21 protein-coding genes are annotated in these 19,115 nt (G+C 61.6%); 5 read left to right on the top strand and 16 right to left on the bottom strand.

Annotated elements, in window-relative coordinates:
- Positions 1 to 384: 384 nt before the first annotated feature.
- From P1U48_RS03330 to P1U48_RS03305, 6 genes are all read right to left on the bottom strand, one after another.
- Positions 385 to 1,695, bottom strand: a complete 1,311-nt coding sequence (locus P1U48_RS03330) for a TRAP transporter large permease (RefSeq protein ID WP_301067180.1) — start codon at positions 1,693 to 1,695, stop codon at positions 385 to 387.
- A gap of 63 nt (positions 1,696 to 1,758) precedes the next feature.
- Positions 1,759 to 2,379: a TRAP transporter small permease subunit gene (locus tag P1U48_RS03325; protein ID WP_301067178.1), complete on the bottom strand. Its 621-nt coding sequence runs from the start codon at positions 2,377 to 2,379 to the stop codon at positions 1,759 to 1,761.
- A 72-nt stretch (positions 2,380 to 2,451) separates the two neighbouring features.
- Entirely contained in the window at positions 2,452 to 3,546 is a 1,095-nt protein-coding gene (locus P1U48_RS03320) for a C4-dicarboxylate TRAP transporter substrate-binding protein (protein WP_301067175.1), read from the bottom strand.
- A gap of 474 nt (positions 3,547 to 4,020) precedes the next feature.
- Positions 4,021 to 4,182 carry a hypothetical protein gene (locus tag P1U48_RS03315; RefSeq protein ID WP_301067173.1) on the bottom strand — a complete coding sequence of 54 codons (162 nt, stop codon included), beginning with the start codon at positions 4,180 to 4,182 and terminating at the stop codon, positions 4,021 to 4,023.
- Positions 4,183 to 4,424: 242 nt separating this feature from the next.
- Positions 4,425 to 5,642 carry a C4-dicarboxylate TRAP transporter substrate-binding protein gene (locus P1U48_RS03310; RefSeq protein WP_301067172.1) on the bottom strand — a complete coding sequence of 406 codons (1,218 nt, stop codon included), beginning with the start codon at positions 5,640 to 5,642 and terminating at the stop codon, positions 4,425 to 4,427.
- Between the two features lie 394 nt (positions 5,643 to 6,036).
- Positions 6,037 to 7,080: a C4-dicarboxylate TRAP transporter substrate-binding protein gene (locus P1U48_RS03305; RefSeq protein WP_301067169.1), complete on the bottom strand. Its 1,044-nt coding sequence runs from the start codon at positions 7,078 to 7,080 to the stop codon at positions 6,037 to 6,039.
- Between the two features lie 320 nt (positions 7,081 to 7,400).
- Here P1U48_RS03305 and P1U48_RS03300 point away from each other — a divergent pair, with 320 nt between their 5' ends.
- On the top strand, positions 7,401 to 7,751 hold the full coding sequence (locus tag P1U48_RS03300; RefSeq protein WP_301067167.1) for an H-type lectin domain-containing protein: 351 nt from the start codon (positions 7,401 to 7,403) through the stop codon (positions 7,749 to 7,751).
- Here P1U48_RS03300 and P1U48_RS03295 read toward each other — a convergent pair.
- Complete coding sequence (locus P1U48_RS03295) at positions 7,745 to 7,945, bottom strand: hypothetical protein (RefSeq protein WP_301067165.1); 201 nt, start codon at positions 7,943 to 7,945, stop codon at positions 7,745 to 7,747. The two genes, P1U48_RS03300 and P1U48_RS03295, sit on opposite strands and share 7 nt — an antisense overlap.
- Positions 7,946 to 7,989: 44 nt before the next feature.
- A complete protein-coding gene (locus P1U48_RS03290; RefSeq protein ID WP_301067162.1) occupies positions 7,990 to 9,006 on the bottom strand; it encodes a ribose-phosphate pyrophosphokinase in 1,017 nt (338 codons plus the stop codon).
- A 96-nt stretch (positions 9,007 to 9,102) separates the two neighbouring features.
- On the opposite strand from P1U48_RS03290, the gene P1U48_RS03285 reads away from it, so the two are divergent.
- Positions 9,103 to 9,702, top strand: coding sequence for a 2-hydroxychromene-2-carboxylate isomerase (locus P1U48_RS03285; RefSeq protein ID WP_301067160.1), 600 nt, complete (start codon positions 9,103 to 9,105; stop codon positions 9,700 to 9,702).
- Positions 9,702 to 10,541, top strand: coding sequence for an alpha/beta hydrolase (locus P1U48_RS03280; protein ID WP_301067159.1), 840 nt, complete (start codon positions 9,702 to 9,704; stop codon positions 10,539 to 10,541). Before P1U48_RS03285 ends, P1U48_RS03280 begins: the two co-directional genes overlap by 1 nt.
- A 130-nt stretch (positions 10,542 to 10,671) precedes the next feature.
- On the opposite strand, the gene P1U48_RS03275 is transcribed toward P1U48_RS03280, so the two are convergent.
- The 7 genes from P1U48_RS03275 to P1U48_RS03245 form a co-directional block, all read right to left on the bottom strand.
- Positions 10,672 to 11,721: a beta-eliminating lyase-related protein gene (locus P1U48_RS03275; protein WP_301067157.1), complete on the bottom strand. Its 1,050-nt coding sequence runs from the start codon at positions 11,719 to 11,721 to the stop codon at positions 10,672 to 10,674.
- Positions 11,721 to 12,197: a YcgN family cysteine cluster protein gene (locus P1U48_RS03270; protein ID WP_301067154.1), complete on the bottom strand. Its 477-nt coding sequence runs from the start codon at positions 12,195 to 12,197 to the stop codon at positions 11,721 to 11,723. The genes P1U48_RS03275 and P1U48_RS03270 overlap by 1 nt, the downstream gene beginning before the upstream one ends.
- Positions 12,194 to 13,132 carry a bifunctional riboflavin kinase/FAD synthetase gene (locus P1U48_RS03265; RefSeq protein ID WP_301067152.1) on the bottom strand — a complete coding sequence of 313 codons (939 nt, stop codon included), beginning with the start codon at positions 13,130 to 13,132 and terminating at the stop codon, positions 12,194 to 12,196. Before P1U48_RS03265 ends, P1U48_RS03270 begins: the two co-directional genes overlap by 4 nt.
- Positions 13,133 to 13,230: 98 nt before the next feature.
- Positions 13,231 to 13,674, bottom strand: a complete 444-nt coding sequence (locus P1U48_RS03260) for a MaoC family dehydratase (protein ID WP_301067150.1) — start codon at positions 13,672 to 13,674, stop codon at positions 13,231 to 13,233.
- Between the two features lie 106 nt (positions 13,675 to 13,780).
- Positions 13,781 to 14,653, bottom strand: coding sequence for a TIGR01459 family HAD-type hydrolase (locus P1U48_RS03255; protein ID WP_301067148.1), 873 nt, complete (start codon positions 14,651 to 14,653; stop codon positions 13,781 to 13,783).
- A 30-nt stretch (positions 14,654 to 14,683) separates the two neighbouring features.
- Entirely contained in the window at positions 14,684 to 15,061 is a 378-nt protein-coding gene (locus tag P1U48_RS03250; protein WP_301067146.1) for a VOC family protein, read from the bottom strand.
- Positions 15,062 to 15,092: 31 nt separating this feature from the next.
- Complete coding sequence (locus tag P1U48_RS03245) at positions 15,093 to 16,289, bottom strand: MFS transporter (protein WP_301067143.1); 1,197 nt, start codon at positions 16,287 to 16,289, stop codon at positions 15,093 to 15,095.
- Positions 16,290 to 16,413: 124 nt separating this feature from the next.
- Between P1U48_RS03245 and P1U48_RS03240 the strand changes: the two genes are divergently transcribed.
- Positions 16,414 to 17,214, top strand: coding sequence for an SDR family oxidoreductase (locus P1U48_RS03240; RefSeq protein ID WP_301067141.1), 801 nt, complete (start codon positions 16,414 to 16,416; stop codon positions 17,212 to 17,214).
- 103 nt (positions 17,215 to 17,317) lie between these two features.
- On the opposite strand, the gene P1U48_RS03235 is transcribed toward P1U48_RS03240, so the two are convergent.
- Complete coding sequence (locus tag P1U48_RS03235; RefSeq protein ID WP_301067138.1) at positions 17,318 to 18,238, bottom strand: manganese-dependent inorganic pyrophosphatase; 921 nt, start codon at positions 18,236 to 18,238, stop codon at positions 17,318 to 17,320.
- A gap of 138 nt (positions 18,239 to 18,376) precedes the next feature.
- Between P1U48_RS03235 and P1U48_RS03230 the strand changes: the two genes are divergently transcribed.
- Positions 18,377 to 19,072: a DUF2161 family putative PD-(D/E)XK-type phosphodiesterase gene (locus P1U48_RS03230; RefSeq protein WP_301067137.1), complete on the top strand. Its 696-nt coding sequence runs from the start codon at positions 18,377 to 18,379 to the stop codon at positions 19,070 to 19,072.
- Positions 19,073 to 19,115 lie beyond the last annotated feature (43 nt).

Here is a 19,115-nt window from a genome sequence, read left to right as displayed (position 1 = left end):
GCATGCGGGTTGCCAGGAACCGTGTGGAAATGAAGGGCGGGCCCCGTCGTTCGGCACATTGTCGGGCCACAGCGCATGAAAATTGACGGGCGCCGGACGCCATTTCGGGGCAAGCGTCACCAATTGACTGTCGCGCAGGTCACCCGCCACCGAAATCCCGCAGCGCCGTCATCAGCTCCATTCCCATGTGTGGCGTTACTACGCTGTCGCGATGACGACGTTCATCGTGTGATCTCTGCGGATCAGACCAGAAGACCAAGGTTCCGGTCTGGTTGAGTAAAGGCAGGGTAGGGCGATACAGCCACCGCTTTGGCCATACTTCCCCAAACGAAAAAAGCCCCGGAGCACGGCTCCGGGGCTTTCGTTACTTTGCTTGGTGGTGGATCAATCCATCATCAGGTTCGGCAGCCAGAGCGACAGCTGGGGATTCCAGATCAGCGCCCACATGATGAAGAATTCACAGAGCAGGAACCAGCCAACACCCTTAAAGATCGTGGCCAACGGCACGGCATCGCCGACGACATTCTTCACGATATAGACGTTGAGCCCAACTGGTGGTGTTAACAGACCGATCTCGATCATCTTGACCACAATCACACCGATCCAGATCAGGTTGACGTTCAGCGCATCAAAGGCCGGCAGGAACACCGGCAGGGTCAGCAGCATCACGCCCAGCGGATCGAGGAACATCCCGAGGATCAGATAGATGATGGCCAGCGCGATCACCAATTCGATTTCGCTCAGTTGCATATCCGACACCAGATTGGCGATGAAGGTCGGCACCCCGGCCAGAGCCAGGAACCGGGTCAGCAGCACCGCGCCGATGGCGAGGAAGAACAGCGACGAGGTGGTGCGCAGGGCATCCATCACCGCATCCTTCAGCACTTCGAAACTGGCACGTCCCTGCACCAGCCCGATCAGGATCGCGAAGGTGGCACCAAGAGCACCGGCTTCGGTCGGGGTCGCGACACCGGCGTAGATCGACCCGATCACACCAAGCACCAGCAGCGGCAGCGGCCAGACGTCGCGCAGGCTGCGCCAACGTTCGCCCCAAGTCACATTAATGGCCGCTCTGGGCGCCAGTTTCGGCCAGATGGTGCAGCGACCAACGATCATGATCGTATAGGCGCCAGCGGTCATCAGACCGGGGACCAGACCAGCCATCAACAGGCGACCCACCGATTGCTCGGTGAAGAAGCCGTAGACCACAAAGGCAATCGACGGCGGGATCAACGCGCCGAGGGTACCCGAAGCAGCAACGGTCCCGGTCGCCAGTGACTTGTCATAGCCGTATTTCAGCATCTCGGGGATGGCCAAGCGGCCAACCGCGGCCGAGGTGGCCACCGAGGATCCCGAAGCGGCGGCAAAGCCGGCAGCGGTGAAGTTTGTCGCCACCGCCAGGCCGCCCGGCAGGCTGTTCAGCCAGACCCGTGCCGCCCCATAGAGGCTGGAGGTCAGGCCAGTCTTGTAGGCCACCGCACCCATCAGCAGGAACATCGGAATGGCCGACAATTCCCAACTCGAGGCGAATTCATGCGGCAGGCTCCCGATCATCGCGAAGGCTGCTTTGGTGTTGCGCACGATCATGATCCCGACCATCGACACCGAGCCGAGCGCGAACGCGATCGGCACGCGTGCGGCAAGAAGCACGAGGATCGCGCCAACGCCAATAAAACCGATAGTAAGTGATTCCATTATTCTGTTCCCTGTTCCCGGAAAACGGGCGCGTAACCTTGCGCCGCGTTGCGGGTATGTCCGTTAGTCCGCTGCGGCACCGTCGTGGCCAACGCCAAGGTTGCCATCGTCGCCTGCAAGTTTATTGGCCTCTTCAACCGCCGCTTCGACCGCTGACTTGATGCTCCGGTCCGGAAGCACATGTTCACCACGTGTCATGAAGGCAAAGTTGTTGATCGCGTAGAGGATCAGATAAACCAAGGTGAGAAAGATACCGGCCGGAAAGAACCAACGGGCCCCATAGACTGGAATGTCGAAGGTCGCGGTTTCCCAAACCTCGCCGATTTTAGTCTGGTGAATCGCGTGTTCCAGGCCTTCGATGAACAGAAAGCCGCAATAGATCGCGCCGATCACGCAGCCCAGCATCTTGAAGAACGCAACCTTACGAAGCGACAGATGCTGGGTGAACAGCTCAACTTCGAGGTGCTCATGGTCTCGGGTGACCACACCAAGCGGCAGAAACACCAAGGCGACCATGTAGTAGGCCGAGACGATTTCAAGGGTTGATGGGATCGGTGTGTGAAAGATGTATTTCGCTGCCACATCCAGGGAAACCTGGACCATCATCAGGGCAAGGATGATGCCGCCGATCATGGCCACAAGGCCGGAAATGCGGGAGGCGACTTGTTCGATCGCGCGTAGCATGTGTGTGTCCGTTGTTCAGGGGATCAGGCCAATGCTCGGCAGAGCACGACCCGATCCCGGTGAAGTGGCAAATCAGATCTTGGAGAAGACCTCGGCTTGGAGGGCATCACGATAGGCGTCTTTGTCGTCGCCGATGACTTCCATTTTCGCGGTCCATTTGGCGACCAGCTCTCGGTAGGTCTCAAGCAGTTCCGCCGCGTTCTCGATGCCGTCTTTCTCGGCATTGGCCAAGGCGGTGGCATAGGCGTTGTCTTCTTGGACCTTCCAAGCATCCTTGAAGGCCTGGTCGGATTCTTCGACAGTCCCGCCATTCGCGGCCAGCCATTCCAGCGCCTTTTCGTTGTCACTGACATAGGCCCACATGATGTCGGCCGTGCTTTGTGCCAACCCGTCTTTGAATGCTTGCTGCTGGTCAGCGGTCAGGTCATTCCAGGTGTCGAGGTTGATCGCCCAGTTCATGCTGCCGAAGTAAGAGCCAACCGGATTCGACCAGGCACCTTTGGTGACATCCTTGAGGTTGTAAGTGTTCAGCCAGGCGGCGGAACCGACAGCGCAATCGATCTGACCACGCTGCATGGCCTCGTACATTTCGGAGGTGGTGATCGAAACCGGTGATGCGCCGATTGCCTTCATAGCGATACCGATTCCCGACGTCGCCCTGATCTTTTTACCTTGCAGATCGGCAAGGGTCTTGATCGGCTCCTTGCACAACACATGATAGGCTGCAGTTGACGACCAGGACAGGCCGATCACGTTGTTGCGGGCGCGCTCTTCAACACACTGCGGGCAATGCAGAAGCTGGAACTCGTTCATCGCGGCAGCCATCACCTTGGGGTTGTGGCCGATGGCCATCATCGAGGACACCATCACGGCAGTCGGCAGCGAGGATTTCACGTAGATGTCGACCACCGAAGCCGCGTCCAGAATGCCACTGCCAGCATTGCCGAGCAGGTCTTTCGGACCGCCCATCGAGCCACCGGTGAAGTTCTCAAAGGTGATTTCGCCATTGGTGGCGGCGGTGATCCGTTCCTGCGCGGGGCCGACGCCATAGACGATCGCCGTATGGGTCGGCGAGGTGTAGGTGCCGTAGGTCAGTTCTTTCGCCCAGCCGGTACCGGCCACCATGGCCAGTGCTGCAGCAGCTAGAGTTGTATTTTTAATGTTCATTTTTTTCTCCCAAGGAACCCGTATCGTAGTCCGGGGTCGGCTCCATCCTCCCGGTAGGCGTCGTTTTAGGTGACGCTTCGGCAAAGAGTCTATTAATTGACCGGCAAGTAAGCAAGTTATTCTGTCGAGGCTGTAACAACCTTCATGCATATAAACTTTGGTGTTCGGTCACTGGTTACTTGACCGGCGAATCCGGACGGCGAATCTGTCACCCGGATATCGGCTAATATTCAGATTTTAATTAAAAATTCTCGATCAATCGCGTCTTTCCTGGCCTCCTTGTCGCCGTCGGCTTCGGCAACGATCTTGATCCATTTTTCGATCGAATCGGTGAAGGCTTTGACCATCTCCTCGGCATGTTCGATATAGTTTTTTTATCGGTGGCGATCGCCAGCTCGACTTCGTGAGTCCAAGTCCCTTCGAATGCCTGCTTGAAGGCCGCATCGACATCGAGCATTTGACCGCCCATGTCCTTCACGCCTTGACGTAGATATCCCCAACGCTCGAGGCGTCCAGAATGCCATTGCCCGCGTTGGACGGGCAGATCCTTGGCGCCGCCGGTAAAGGCTTCTCAAGTGATTTCGCCGTTTGTCTGTTCGATGATGCGATGACCTGCGAAAGCTTGGACAGTGTCATGGTTTCTTCCCATGTTTTCAGCCTGACGATGGTGAGCACAGGTTTGGTTGGCCTGGCTGGCGGCGGGTTCCGCGCGCTTCATTTTCCGTGTTCAAGGTTGGGCCGGACTCTAATCGACGGTGGAAGAAAAAAACCGTGGCAGGTCACATGTATACCAATAATTCAGGTAAGTGCGCTGGAACCGAGAACGGTCGACGATGCTGTGACATCGCCGGCCGTCGCTGTTTGGGGTCGTGAAGTGATCAGATCTTGTCGTAGACCTCGGTCTGAAGGCGCTGAATATAGGCCTCTTTGTCGTTGCCGATTTCTTTCACGATGCCGGTCCATTTGTCGACCAGCTTCTCAAATGTGGTCACCAGTTCCTCGGCGTTTTCGATGCCGTTCTTTTTGCCGAATGCGATCGTGTACGCATATTCGTCGGCGCGCGCCTTGGCCAATCTGGCCTGCATCTCGTCGTCAAACGTATAGGCCTTGCCGCCTTTAGCTTCGAAGTTCTTGATCGCTTCGGCACCTTCGGGCGCATAGGCAAACACGACGTCTGCGGACACGCGTGCCATGTTGGCCTTGATGATCTTTTGGTTGGCTTCCGAAAGATCGTCCCAGACGTCCTTGTTGATCACAAAGTTCATGCTTCCGAAATAGGAACCAAGGCTGTCGGTGACGATGGATTTCGAGAAATCCTGCAGGTTGTAGGTGTCAAGCCAAGCGGCGGATCCGGTGGCACAATCTATCTGACCGCGCTGCATGGCTTCATACATCTCGGGGAGGGTGATCGACACCGGCGTGCCGCCCAGTGCCTGGATCGCCCGGCCCACGCTGGCCACGGCGCGGACTTTCTTGCCGCGCAGCTGTTCCGCGGTGTGGATTTCGTCCTTGCAGATCAGGTGATAGGTCCCGGTCGCGGTAAAGCCCATGGCCTTGACGTTGTTCTTTTCGTGGTCTTTCAGGCAACCCGGGCAATGCAGCAACTGGAATTCATTCATCGCGCCGGCCATCGCCAGCGGGTTTTCGCCAACGACCATCATCCCCGAAATCAACGAGGCATGCGGCAGCGACGCTTTGACATAGATGTCCACAACCAAGGAGGCGTCAAGGATACCGGACCCTGCGTTGCCGAGCAGCTCTTTCGCGCCGCCCATGGCGCCACCGGTGAAGGTTTCCCATTTCATTTCGCCGTTGGATTGATCTTCGAGCCGCTTCAGCAATGGCGCAATTCCTGTGCGCATCGTGGTCGAGGTCGGCGACGTATAGCTGCCGTAGGTCATGTCGCGGGCCGATGCAGGCATTGCGGTCAGGCCAAATGCGAACGCAGCAGCCGCCGCGCACGCGAAAGTAGTGCTCTTCATTTCTTTCTCCCATTTCACAGGCGCCACAGATCTCTCCCGATCTGTGTGACACCCGACAGCGTGCCTTCTATTGGCACCCTGTCGGGCAAACCTATGACACTGGCTGACCGGCAAGCAAATGACTCCTGTGAGAATTTCACAAGGACAGGTCAGGGATTGAACCTGATGCGACAATTGCGACGCCGGATTTTCCTTGACTGGTCCAGAATCTGGCCGGATTCGCGGTTTAGGTCGGGGTTCTGAAACAGGACACAGATCTATGAAACGGCTACCCCTACCGGACAGGTTATGTTGATTCTGAAAAGCAAGTAATACCTTTCCAAAACCAGTATTCCATTTTTACTGCCTGAAATCCGAAATAAATATGGATTCAAGAGTCACATCTCGTGACTATCTCACATACTATGTAACCGATAATTCAGGTAAGTACTCTGGAAACGAGAACGGCCAACGATGCTGTGACATCGTCGGCCGTGGTCGGCCGTGGTCGTTTGGGGTCGTGAAGTGATCAGATCTTGTCGTAGACTTCTTCCTGAAGGCGCTGAATATAGGCCTCTTTGTCGGTGCCGACTTCTTTCATGATGCCGTTCCATTTGTCGACCAGCTTCTCAAATGTGGTCACCAGTTCCTCGGCGTTTTCGATGCCGTTCTTTTTGCCGAATGCGATCGTGTACGCATATTCGTCGGCGCGCGCCTTGGCCAATCTGGCCTGCATCTCGTCGTCAAACGTATAGGCCTTGCCGCCTTTAGCTTCGAAGTTCTTGATCGCTTCGGCACCTTCGGGCGCATAGGCAAACACGACGTCTGCGGACACGCGTGCCATGTTGGCCTTGATGATCTTTTGGTTGGCTTCCGAAAGATCGTCCCAGACGTCCTTGTTGATCACAAAGCTCATGATCCCGAAATAGGAGCCAAGGCTGTCGATGACGATGGATTTCGAGAAATCCCGCAGGTTGTAGGTGTCAAGCCAAGCGGCGGACGCGGTGGCACAATCCATCTGGCCGCGCTGCATGGCTTCATACATCTCGGCGGTGGTGATCGACACCGGCGTGCCGCCCAGCGATTGGATCGCCCGGCCCATGCCGCCCACGGCGCGGACTTTCTTGCCACGCAGCTGTTCCGCGGTGTGGACTTCGTCCTTGCAGATCAGGTGATAGGTCCCGGTCGCTGAAAAGCCCATGGCCTTGACGTTGTTCTTCTCGTGGTCTTTCAGGCAATCCGGGCAATGCAGCAGCTGGAATTCATTCATCGCGCCGGCCATCGCCGCCGGGTCTTCGCCAACGATCAACATCCCCGAAACCAGCGTGGAATGCGGCAGCGATGCTTTGACGTAAATATCGACAACGCCGGAGGCGTCAAGAATGCCGGCCCCTGCGTTGCCGAGCAGCTCTTTCGGGCCGCCCATGGCGCCACCGGTGAAGGTTTCCCATTTCATTTCGCCGTTGGATTGCTCTTCGAGGCGCCGAAGCATCGGCTCAGAGCCCGCGCGGAAGGTGGTTGAGGTCGGCGACACATAGGTGCCGAAGGTCATGTCGAGGGCCGATGCAGGCATTGCAGTCAGGCCAAGCGCGAACGCAGCAGCCGCCGCGCACGCGAAAGTGGTGCTTTTCATTTTCTCTCTCCCATTTCATAGGCGACGCAGAGGTCTCCCGTCCTGCGTGACGCCTGACAGGGCGCCTTTTACTGCCACCCCGTCGGACGAGACTAGGGCTTTGGCAGACCAGCAAGCAAGCGAATCCTTTGGGAATTTCACAAGGACAGACCAGGGATTGGACCTTGCGCGGCAATCGTGGCACCGGATTTTCCTTGATTGGTCCACAATCTGGCCGGATTTGCGGTTTAGGTCGGGGTTCTGAAACAGGACACAGATCTATGAAGCGGCTAAGAAATCACTGGATTGGCATCGACCAGGGCGAGAACATCCTGTTCTCGGACTATGAGGACGGCGGCGCCATGTGGACCGGAAACGGGGCCCGCGAAATCCGCAATAAAGTGAAATTCTCGGAAAGTTTCCGCAAGTCTCCGGCGGTGCATTGCTCCCTGTCGATGTGGGATCTGGACAGTTCCACCAATATCCGCGGCGAAATCTCGGCCGAGTCGATTACCGCCGAAGATTTTACCCTGGTGTTTCGCACCTGGAGCGACACCCGCATTGCCCGCGCCCGGGTCCGCTGGATGGCGATCGGTGAATTGCGCCACCAGGACGAATGGGATCTCTATTGATCACCGCCATGGGTCATCGCGCCGCAGAGCCGATCAATCAGACGCAATTCGATCAAATGCGGGTGGTTTGAGACGTCGAGGATCAGGCCGCCATCGGCTTCTGGATTCAAGCGTGCGATGAGATCCCGCCCCAAGAGCCGATGACAAATGCCGGTCACGCGCCAGCTTCGCAATCGCGTCAGTTCGACGCGCACGACATGCCGATCTGCGGAAATTCTGCTAATGCTACATTACCTATTCAGCTTTTGAAAAAGCCTTCATAGATCGGTTCCAGCGTGTCATGCTCAAACAATGAACTGACCGATGTACCATTCCAGATGTTCAGGATTGCCTGGCCAAACATCGGCGCGGTCGGCAGCACCCGGATATTCGGCGCCTTGTCCACTGCGGCGGGGGCTGCGATGCTATCGGTGATCACCAGCGATTTCATCACCGAATTCGCCACCCGCTCGACCGCCGGGCCAGAGAGCACCCCGTGGGTGATATAGGCATGCACCTCGGTGGCGCCGCTGTTGGAGAGCAATTCCGCCGCTTTGCACAGGGTGCCTGCGGTGTCGACCATATCGTCGACGATAATGCAGGTCTTGCCGGTGACATCGCCGATCACCGTCATCTCGGCGATCTCACCGGCCTTTTCGCGACGCTTGTCGACGATTGCCAGCGGCGCGTCGATGCGTTTGGCCAATTCCCGCGCCCGGGCCACGCCGCCGACATCGGGCGACACGATCATCAGATCGTCCATCCGGTCGCGGAACTGATGCATGATATCCAGGGCAAAGATCGGGCTGGCATAGAGGTTGTCGACCGGAATATCGAAAAAGCCCTGAATCTGTGCGGCGTGCAGATCCATCGTCAACACCCGGGCGATGCCGGCTTCGACCAGCATATTCGCCACCAGCTTGGCGGTGATCGGGGTGCGCGCCTTGGTGCGCCGATCCTGCCTTGCATAGCCGAAATAGGGGATCACCGCCGTCACCCGCTGCGCCGAAGAGCGGCGCAGCGCGTCGGCGATGATCAGCAGTTCCATCAGGTTGTCATTGGCCGGGTTCGAGGTGCTTTGAATGACATACATGTCCTCGCCACGGACATTCTCGAACACTTCGACAAAGATTTCGCCGTCGTTGAAACGCTCGACCCGGGTGTTGACCAACCCGACCGTCATTCCTCGGTGGATCGACATCCGCCGCGCAATCGAGGTGGCCAGGGGCAGGTTGGAATTCCCAGCGATCAGTTTCGGTTCGACAATATTGGCCATATGTGTGGTTTCCCGGGGGTGACGGAATCGTGACGTTGACACCGCTTATCACCCAGATACCGTGTTGCAAACATTGCCGGGCCGGGAAGGGACCAGATGGCGCACATTGACTATTACTTCTTCACTTTATCACCCTGGGCCTATCTCGCGGGCAACCGGCTTGAGGAGATGGCAGCGACGCATGGTTACAGCATCGCCTACAAGCCGGTGGAGTCGACGCGGGTCTTTGCCGCCGGAGGCGGCAAGCCGCTGAACGAACGTCCGGCAGCGCGGCAGGCCTATCGCTGGCAAGAGCTGGAGCGCGCCCAGATCAAGACCGGGCTGCCGCTGACCCTCAAACCGGCGTTCTTCCCCACCAACCCGGCGCCTTCGGCCTATGCAATCATTGCCGCCCAGGCGGCGGGCGGCGGCGATATCGGCGCGCTGGTGCAGAATGTGCTGAGCGCCTGCTGGGCCGAAGAGAAGAACATCGCCGATGAGGCGGTGATCCGCGATTGCCTGAAAGCGGCGGGGTTTGACCCCGATCTGGCCGATTCCGGCCTGCTCACTGGCGCCATGGCCTATGAATCCAACACTGAGGCGGCGATCGAGGCTGGCGTCTTTGGTTCGCCCTTCTACATTACAGACAGCGGTCAGCGGTTCTGGGGTCAGGACCGGCTCGACGATCTCGCGGCGCATCTGGCCGGGAGGCTTTGATGCCGCAAGCGAAACTGGACGGCATCGACACGTTTTGGCGGGTGATCGGGCAGGGGCCTCTGCCGGGGCTGGCGGTGCATTGCTCGCTGGCCCATTCCGGCGCTTTCGAGGGGCTCGGGGCGGAATTGTCGGATCTTCTGACTCTCACCGCCTACGATCTGCCTGGGCATGGCGGCTCGGCGGATTGGGATCAGTCCCGCCCCTATCAGGAAAGCGCCTGTGCCCAGGGCCGGGCGCTGCTGCCCGAGGCGCCAGTGCATCTGATCGGCCACAGCTTTGGCGCCACCGTCGCTCTGCGGCTGGCGGTCGAGCAGCCTGAGCGCATCGCTTCGCTGACCTTGATCGAATGCGTGTTCTTCGGGGTGGTGCGCCGGGATCATCCCGACCATCCCAGCGTCACCGAACGCTTGAACGGGCCTTTCGTCCAGTTGATGGCGCGCGGCGATTACACCGAAGCGGCGCGCAGCTTTCACGGCACCTGGGGCGACGGGCGCGATTGGAACGCGATGAGCGATCGCCAGCGCGACGGGCTGATCCGCCGGATGCCGCTGATCGCGGCGGTCAATGAAACCAACAACGGCGATCCGCTCAACATGCTGGCCGAAGCCAGGCTTGAGCGGCTCAAGGTGCCGACCCTGCTGATCGAAGGCGCGAAAAGCCCGCCGAATATCGACATGATCCATGCCGGGCTGGCCCGGCGTCTGCCGCAGGTGACCCGGGTCAGCATCCCCGGCGCCGCCCATATGGCACCGATCACCCATCCGGCCCCGGTCGCCAAGGCAATCCGTGACTTCCTCATCACAAACGCCAGCGTCCCCGCCTCGCTTCCTCTGGTCTGAAATATCCTCGGGGGAGTCGCGGCGCAGCCGCGGCGGGGGCAGACCGCCCCCCAATCACATCGCCCAGCCGAGCCGCCGGTTCCGGCTCGGCGCAGACGACCCGATTGCGCTGCCCGATTGCGCCGTCCGTTTACGCTGCCGCCAGCGCCACAAACCGGTCGATCTCTGCCACCGGCAGCGACCAATCGCACACCATCCGGGCCAGGACCGGACCACCTTCGCGGGCCAGATCCGCCTCTTCCGCATCCCAGAGGTAATAGTGGCCACCCGCCGCCCGCAGCCGCCGGTGCATCGCCCGGGGCATCCGCACGAACAGCGCATTCGCATCGGGCTCATGCAGGAACGTCACCCCTGGCACCGGGCGCAGCCCCTCGGCCAGCCGGGCGCAATTGGCATTGGCGGCGGCGGCGCTGCGCAGCCAGAGCCCGTCACTGAGATAGGCCTGCATCTGTGCCGCCAGGAACCGGTTCTTGGAAAACAGATGCCCACCGCGTTTGCGGCGCAGTTCGAATTCCCAGGCCCGGGCGGGGTTAAAAAACACCACCGCTTCGACCCCGAGGCAGCCGTTCTTGGTGCCGCCAAGGCTCAGCGCGTCAACCCCGGCGCGATGGGTCAGGTCGGCGGGGCTACAGCCCAGCGCCGCAATCGCATTGGCCAGCCGCGCGCCATCCATATAGAGCGGCTGGCCGAAGTCATGCGCCACATCGGCAATCGCGGCAACCTCGGCCTGGGTGTAGCAGCGCCCCAGCTCGGTGGTCTGGGTGAGGCTGACCGGGCCACGCTGGGCGCCATGCACGCCGCGGGCCTCAAAGGGGGCGATCACCGCCCGAAGGGTCTCGGCGTCCATCTTGTCACCGGCGCCGACCAGGGTCAGCTTGGCACCACCGCTGTAGAATTCCGGCGCGTTGCATTCGTCGGTGGCGATATGCGCCTCGGGGGTGCAGAACAGGCTCTGCCAGGGGCGGGCCAGCGTCGCCAGTGCCAGTGCATTCGCGGCGGTGCCGGTGGCAACCAGATAGACCGCCGCTTCCGGCGCCTCGAAAATCTCGCGGATCTGGGCGCGCACCTGCTGCATCGGGGCGTCATCGCCGTAAGACACGTCATAGCCCTGATTGGCGTCCATCACCGCCTGCATCACCTCGGGATGGGCGGGGCCGTAATTGTCGGATCTGAACTGCATCAGAGCGGCTCCTCGATGATGTGATCTTCCCAATCGTCTTCGTCGATTTCATATTCCGGGACGGTGCGGCTGAGCATCGACACCCCGGCGTCATGCACGCTGTCGGCATTGCCCGATATCAGCGGATGCCAGTCATAGAGCGGGCGGCCCTCGTGGCGCAGCCGATAGGCGCAGGTCTGCGGCAGCCAGTAGAGATGGCGATCAATTTCCTGCGGGCGCAGGGTGATGCATTCGGGCACGAATTGCTGGCGGATCGGGTATTGGGCGCATTTGCAGGTGGTGTCATCAAACAGGCGGCAGGCGACCCGGGTCAGCGCCACCTCGCCGGTTTCTTCGTCCTCCAGTTTGTTCAGGCAGCATTTGCCGCAGCCGTCACAGAGCGCTTCCCATTCCCGCTGGGTCATCCGGTCGAGCGGTGTGGTTTCCCAATAACGATCCCTGAGTCCGCTGCGGTCGATCGGATCATCCCGGCTCATTCGGCGGCCAGGATCGCCCGGGCCCGGGCGCAATCGCTGTCCATCTGGGCAATCAGCCCGTCCAGAGAGTCGAATTTCAGTTCCGGGCGCAGAAACTCGACCAGCGCCACCGAGATCGGCGTGCCATAGAGGTCGCCCTTGAAGTCAAAGATATAGGTTTCCAGATTGGGCGCCGCGCCATCGAATTGCGGCCGCAGCCCCAGAGAGGCGGCGCCGCGATAGCTGCCCCGATGGGGCCCGTCGAGCACGTCGACGAACACCGCATAGACGCCGAATTTTGGCTGGTGCAGCCCGTCGATCGACATGTTCGCGGTCGGAAAACCGAGGTCGCGACCGCGTTGGTCGCCGCGCACCACCGGGCCTTCGACCCGGTGCCAATGACCCAGCATCGCGGCGGCGTCGCGTGGCCGCCCGTCGCTGAGAGCGGTGCGGATCGCGGTCGAGGACACCCGGATCCCGTTCCCTTCCAGCAACTTGGCCACAGTGACCCCAAAACCCATTTCGGCACCGAAGGCTTGCAGCGCATCGGCATCGCCAGCCCGTGCCTTGCCGAAATGGAAATCGGCGCCGACCACCACATGCCGCAGGCCAAGCCCGTCGACGATCACCTTGCGGGCAAAATCCTGCGGCGAGAAACCCGCCAGGGTGCGGTTGAAATTCAACTCATAGAGCAGATCGACGCCCAGCTTTTCCAGCCGATGCGCCCGTGCGGCGGCACCGGTCAGCCGGAAGGGCGGCGCATCCGGGGCAAAGACCTGCCGGGGATGCGGCTCAAACGTCATCACCGCCAGCGGCGCGCCGATCTCGTCCCCGGCCTTGCGGGCCAGGTCGATCACCGCCTGATGGCCGAGGTGAACACCATCGAAATTGCCAATGGCGGCGCTGGCGCCGCGATCAGCTGATGAGACAAAGGTATAGTCGCGCACGATCCGCATGGGGCGAAGGGGTAGCCGCAGCCGCAGGGCGGCGCAAGCCGGTATCGGGGGCGAATCAGGGGTTATAAACCGAAACCGTCGCAGTCATCTGCGCCGACTCAGTCGAATTTGCGCGACGGCGCCAGCACCGTGGCTTCGCCGATCAGGACCTTCTTGCCATTCACCAGGCAGCGGGTGTTCAGCTGCACCCGGCGTTTGGCGTGATCGATGCCCACCACCTCGACCTCGGCCAGAACTGTATCGCCGGGGCGCACCGGGCCGAGGAATTTCAGGGTCTGGCCCATATAGACAGTGCCATGACCAGGAAGTTGTTCGCCGATCACCGCCGAAATCAGCCCGGCGGTCAGCATGCCATGGGCAATGCGACCCTCGAAAATCGTATCCTGGGCGTAAGCGTCGTCCAGATGCACCGGGTTATGGTCGGTCGAGACTTCGGCAAACATTTCGATATCGCGGTCGGTCACGGCTTTGCGCAGATGGCGGGTCATCCCCATCTCGATATCTTCGATGCAGATCGTGCCGCGGGGCAAGTTGTCCAACATTCGGGCCCTCCAGGGTTGCGCGTCCGGGTAATTATCGGACGCCTGCGCGACCGTTAGAGCAACTTAATTACTTTGCAGACGCAGAAAATCAACCCCTAATCTGATCTCAGCGGAGTTTGCCAATTGCATAGGTTGGGCTCACTTCTTCTTTTTTCATAAAGGCTTGCAGGGAATCCGAGGTGGGATGAGCCTCGGTGCCGGTCTCTTCGGCGGCGAGGCCGCCGGTGATGAACAGCGAATCGTAATCCTCACCCAGGGCGCCACGGATGTCGGTGCCGATGCCATCGCCGATGCAAAGCACCGAGTCGGGCGGCACGTCGCGGCCCAATCCGGCCAGTCGCAGCCGCGCCAGATCATAGATCGGCGGATGCGGCTTGCCGAAATACAGGCTCTCGCCGCCCATCTCGGTATAAAGCTGGGCAATCGCCCCTGCACACCACTCGCGGCGGCTGCCCCGGTCCACCACAATATCGGGATTGGCGCAGAGCAGTTTCAGCCCCTTCTGCTTGGCATAGAGCAGATCGGGACGCGCGGCGGCCGGATCGGCCATCGGATCGAACGGACCAAGGCAAACGATGCCCGTGGCCTGCTCCAGCGGCACCTTGGCGATCGGCGCCGGGTCGGTGAGGATCTTCAGCGGCTCAAAGAACCCGGCATCGTCCTTATCGCCCATGTAATAGACCTGGGTGCCGACCACCCCGCGAAACATTGCGGCACGGGCGCTGTCGCCGCTGGTGGCCATCACGTCCCAGGCGTCGCGGGCGACGCCGAACTGGTCCAGTTGTTGTTCGACCGAGGCGCGCGGGCGCGGTGAATTGGTGACCAGCACCACTGCCCCGCCAGTGCGGCGATAGGCCTGCAACGCGGCGACCGCTTCGGGCAGGGCCTTTATCCCGTCATGCACACAGCCCCAGAGATCGACAAACAGGGCCTCGTAGCGGTCGGAAACTTCATCGAGGGCAGAGATGATACGGGTCATGCTGATCCTTCAAGGGCGGGTAAGGGCGGGTTATCGGCGGGGCAGTGGCTGCGAAACTTCAATCAGATTGCCATCGGGATCGGAGAAATAGACCGACAACAGCGGGCCCATTGCGCCGTCACGCGCGACCGGGCCGATATCGATGTGTACATCTTCGGCGCGCAGATGCGCGACCACCTCATCCATCGGCCAGTCGCTGATCAGGCAGAGGTTGCAGGCACCGACGGCGGCGTGATCGTGCAGCACCTCGTCGGGGGTGCGCAGGGCGATTCGTTGTTGGCCAAAGTCGAGGGCGCGCTGGCCGCTGGCCAGGGTTTGCGGCGCCATCTTCAACACCCGGGCGTAAAAGGCGACGATGCCCTCGATATCCGGGGTGACCAGAATGATATGGTCGATATGCGTGATCATCGGATTGGCTCTCCTTGGGGGCGCCGCGATCCTAACCCTCTGCCGTATCGGGGGCAACGCGGCGCGCGGCGGCCAACACCAGATGCACCGCGCCGCCGGCGGCGAAACAGAGCATGGCAAATCCGGTCAGCCCGGCCAGACCAAAGGCGCTGGTTGCGGCCAGCAGGATTGGGGTGCCCAGCGAGTTGCCCAGATTGCCCATCTGCGCCATGGCGCCATTCGCTTCGGCCTGCGCCTCGGCGCCCCGGTTCAACTGCGGCACTGCGGCAAAGCTGGCGCCCTGCACCAGCCCGAGGCAGGCGATCAGGGCGATGGCCAACATCGGGTTGACCCCGCTGAACCCCAGCGCCAGGGCCACCGGTACCGCCAGAAAAAACCCGCTCAGAACCACCGGCACCGGGCCAAAGCGATTGACCAGCACCACGCCGAGGGTCATCGACACCACCATTCCGGCCAGCGGCATCGCGCCGGTGACCAGGCTGCGCTGATCTGGCGCGACGAAATCCGGCAGCACCGTGACCAATGCCACATAGCCCAGCGTGTAGAACAGCCAGCCCAGCGCCGGTGCCGCAATCCGGGGCGAGCGATAGATGCGCAGATGCTGGCGCATCAGGGCGGCGGGGGTCAGGCGCGGACCGGCGGGCAGGTGGCGCTGGCGCGGCAGGCCGATCGCCAGGATCACCGCCATCGCCAGCAGGTAACCGGCATGGGCCAAGAACAGCGCGCCGGGGCCATGGCGCAGGGCAAAAGGTTGTCCGACCCAGGCCAGTACCGCGAAAGACACCCCGAAAAACGTGCTCCACAGGGTCAGGGTCATCGCCCGGTGGCGCGGCGCCGAGACCTGCGCGATCAGGGTTGGTGCGGCGACCACGATGACCAGATGCGACAGGCCTTCGGCAATCCGGGCGGCGATCATCAGTGGCAGCGGCGGCAGGCCGGATTGCAGCGCCGACATCGCCGCACCGAACACAAGGGCCCCCAGCAGCAACCGTCGAAACCCCAGCCGCGCCACCACCAGCCCGGCGGTCAGGCCAAAGACGATGCCCAGCATGCCGATGCCCGACACCACCAGCCCCAGCCCGGCACCGGCCTGCGGATAGGCGTCGCGCAGCAGCGGGAACAGCACGCTGGCCTTGCCATATTGCGCCGCCGCGCCCAGCCCGGCGCCGTAGAGCGCCAGCACCAGGACAAAATTGCTGCGCTCTGCAATGGGGGATGTGGTCGTCATGGCGTCATAGACCTTGCGCGCCGGACCAAGGTCAAGGGGCGCAGCAGGCGCCGGCTGTGCCGCGCGGGGTTGCGCTTTGCCCGGCGCACGTCATCCTTGCCGGGTAACGTGAGGGAGACAGGCTATGGAACTGCAGTTGAAGGGCAAACGCGCGCTGATCACCGGCGGCAGCCGTGGCATCGGGCTTGCCGTTGCGCGAACGCTGGCGGCTGAGGGCGTGGCGGTCGCACTGGTCGGGCGCGATGTCGCGGCGGCCAAGGCGGCGGCTGCAGCGGTCACGGCGGAATTTGGCACGCAGGCCATCGCCGCGCCCTGCGACACCGGCTCGGATACCGCAGTGCCAGTGATGGCGGCGGCGGTGATCGCCGATCTGGGCGGCATCGACATTCTGGTCAATTCCGCCGCAGCCCCCGCCGGGCAGAAACGCCCGCCCCGCTCGGGCGAGGTCACCCAGGCCCATCTCGAGGCGCATATGAACGTCAAGGTGATGGGCTATCTGCGCGCCGCCCAGGCGGTCATGCCGGGGATGGTGGCGCAGGGCTGGGGGCGGATCATCTCGATCTCCGGCACCGGCATGTATCGCCCCGGCGACATGGTCGGCGCGATCCGCAACGCCGGGGTGGTGGCGATGTCGAAAAACCTCGCCGCCGATCTGGCCGGGACCGGGGTGACAACCTCGGTGCTGCATCCGGGGATGACGCGCACGGAAAATGTCGACGCGATGCTGGCGGCGCGCGCGCAGGAGCAGGGCCGCAGCTTTGACGCGGTGCTGGCGGATATGGCGGCGAACACCCTCAACGGCACGGTGCCCTCGGCCGAGGATATGGCGAATATCGTCGCTTTCCTCGCCTCGCCGCTGTCCTCGGCGATCAACGGCGAGGTGATCACCGCGACCGGCGGGCGACCGGGGATGATTTCGTATTGAGTTGAAATCACCGGCGGGGCGGGCCTTGCGAAGTCGCCAGGTCGCGGATGAAGAAAAGGCGCCCGATTGGGCGCCTTTTCTTCATCGCAAGCCGGTAAGGCAATCAGAGCTTCAGCGACGGGATGATCTGTTTCTTGCGGCTCATCACCCCGGGCAGGATCACGCTGTCACCGGTGACCGGCACGCCAAAGCTGTTCTCGGCCAGGGATTTCACCAGAGCGTTGGGCACCAGCAGCGTCGCCTGTTCTTGCAGGATATCGATCACGAACAGCAGCACCTGATCGACGCCGTCCTCGGCGGCAACCTTGGCCATGCTCTCGATCAGCGACGCCTTGCGGTCGAGCACGATCTTGGGCGCGGTGGTTTCCAGCACCGACACCCGGAACTTGGTGCCATCGACCACGTATTCCTTGCTGTCCATGCGCAGCAATTCGGCATCCGAAAACGCTGAAATGTCGGATTTCGCTTCAAACATCTCGGTCGCGTAGGCGGCGATGTCGATGCCCAGGTCATCGGCCAGCCTTGTGGCCAGCGCCCGGTCCTGATCGGTGGTGGTGGGCGAGCGGAATTCCAGCGTGTCCGACAGGATGCAGGACAGCATCAGCCCCTTAATGCTGTCGGGCATCTTGGCGGCATTGGCCCCCATCAGTTCGTGCATCACGGTGGCGGTACAGGCCAGCGGCTTGATGGTGATGTCGATCGGGCCCTTGGTTTCCAGCCCGCCTGCCAGCTTGTGATGGTCGATGACCTGGATCACATCGGCGGTATTGATCCCGGCGGGCAATTCGGCGGGGTTGTTGGTGTCGACGATCACGCAGGTGTCGCCCGCGCCGACATCGGCGATGATTTCGGGCTGCGGATAGCCCCATTTCTTCAGCACGAAGGCGGCTTCGGTGTTGGGTTCGCCCAGCAGCTTGGCCTCGGCCTTGGTGCCGCGTATCTCGCTCAGATACCAGGCCCAGATCAGCGGCGAGCCGATGGAATCAGTGTCGGGGGATTTGTGGCCGAAAACCTTGATCGTCATGTTGCGGGATCCATTCAATTGCGCGATTGCGCGCGGTATAGCGGCGGTATTGCGTCTTGTCACCCGCCCGAATGCTGCGGTTGCATGGTGGATTCTGAACGCCGCCTCGGTTAGGCCGGGGCAAGGGCAGGGTGGGTGATGGCCAAGCACAGGATCACGCAGAAAGAAACCGATCTCTACGCGCCGGTGAAAGCCTGGCTTGAGGCGCGCGGCTATGTCGTCAAGGGCGAGGTCGGCGCCGCAGACGTGATGGCGCTGGCCCCCGATACGCCGGATGAACCGTTGCTGATCGAGTTGAAGACCGGGTTCACCCTGTCGCTGCTGCATCAGGGCGTGGCGCGGCAATCAATCAGCGATCTGGTCTATCTGGCGGTACCAAAGCCAAAGAAGGGGCGCAAGGCGCTGGCCGCCGAGGTGGCGCTCTGCCGACGCCTGGGGCTGGGGCTGATCCATGTCCGCCCCGGCGATGGTCAGGTTGAGGTGCTCTGCGATCCCGGCCCCTACAGCCCGCGCAAATCCAAGCCGCGCAAGCAGCGTCTGTTGCGCGAATGGGCGCGCCGGGCCGGGGATCCCAATGACGGTGGCGCCACCCGGCATGGAATCGTCACCAGCTATCGCCAGGATGCGCTGCGCTGCGCCCAGTATCTGGCGGTTGCCGGGGCCGAGCGGGGCAGCATCGTTGCAAAATCCGCCGGGGTGCCGACCGCGACGCGGATTATGGCGGATGATCACTATGGCTGGTTCGAACGCGTGGAGCGTGGGGTTTACCGGCTGACAATCGCCGGGCGTCAGGGCCTGAAGGACTGGGGCGACGCGTTGCCGGACAAAGAATAGGGCGCAAATGAAAAAGCGCGCGGCCGGAGCCCCGCGCGTTTGC

It is taken from the genome of Pseudooceanicola sp. (assembly GCF_029213205.1).
Classification (GTDB): Bacteria; Pseudomonadota; Alphaproteobacteria; order Rhodobacterales; family Rhodobacteraceae; genus Pseudooceanicola.
This window is presented reverse-complemented; position numbering and strand designations above follow the sequence as displayed.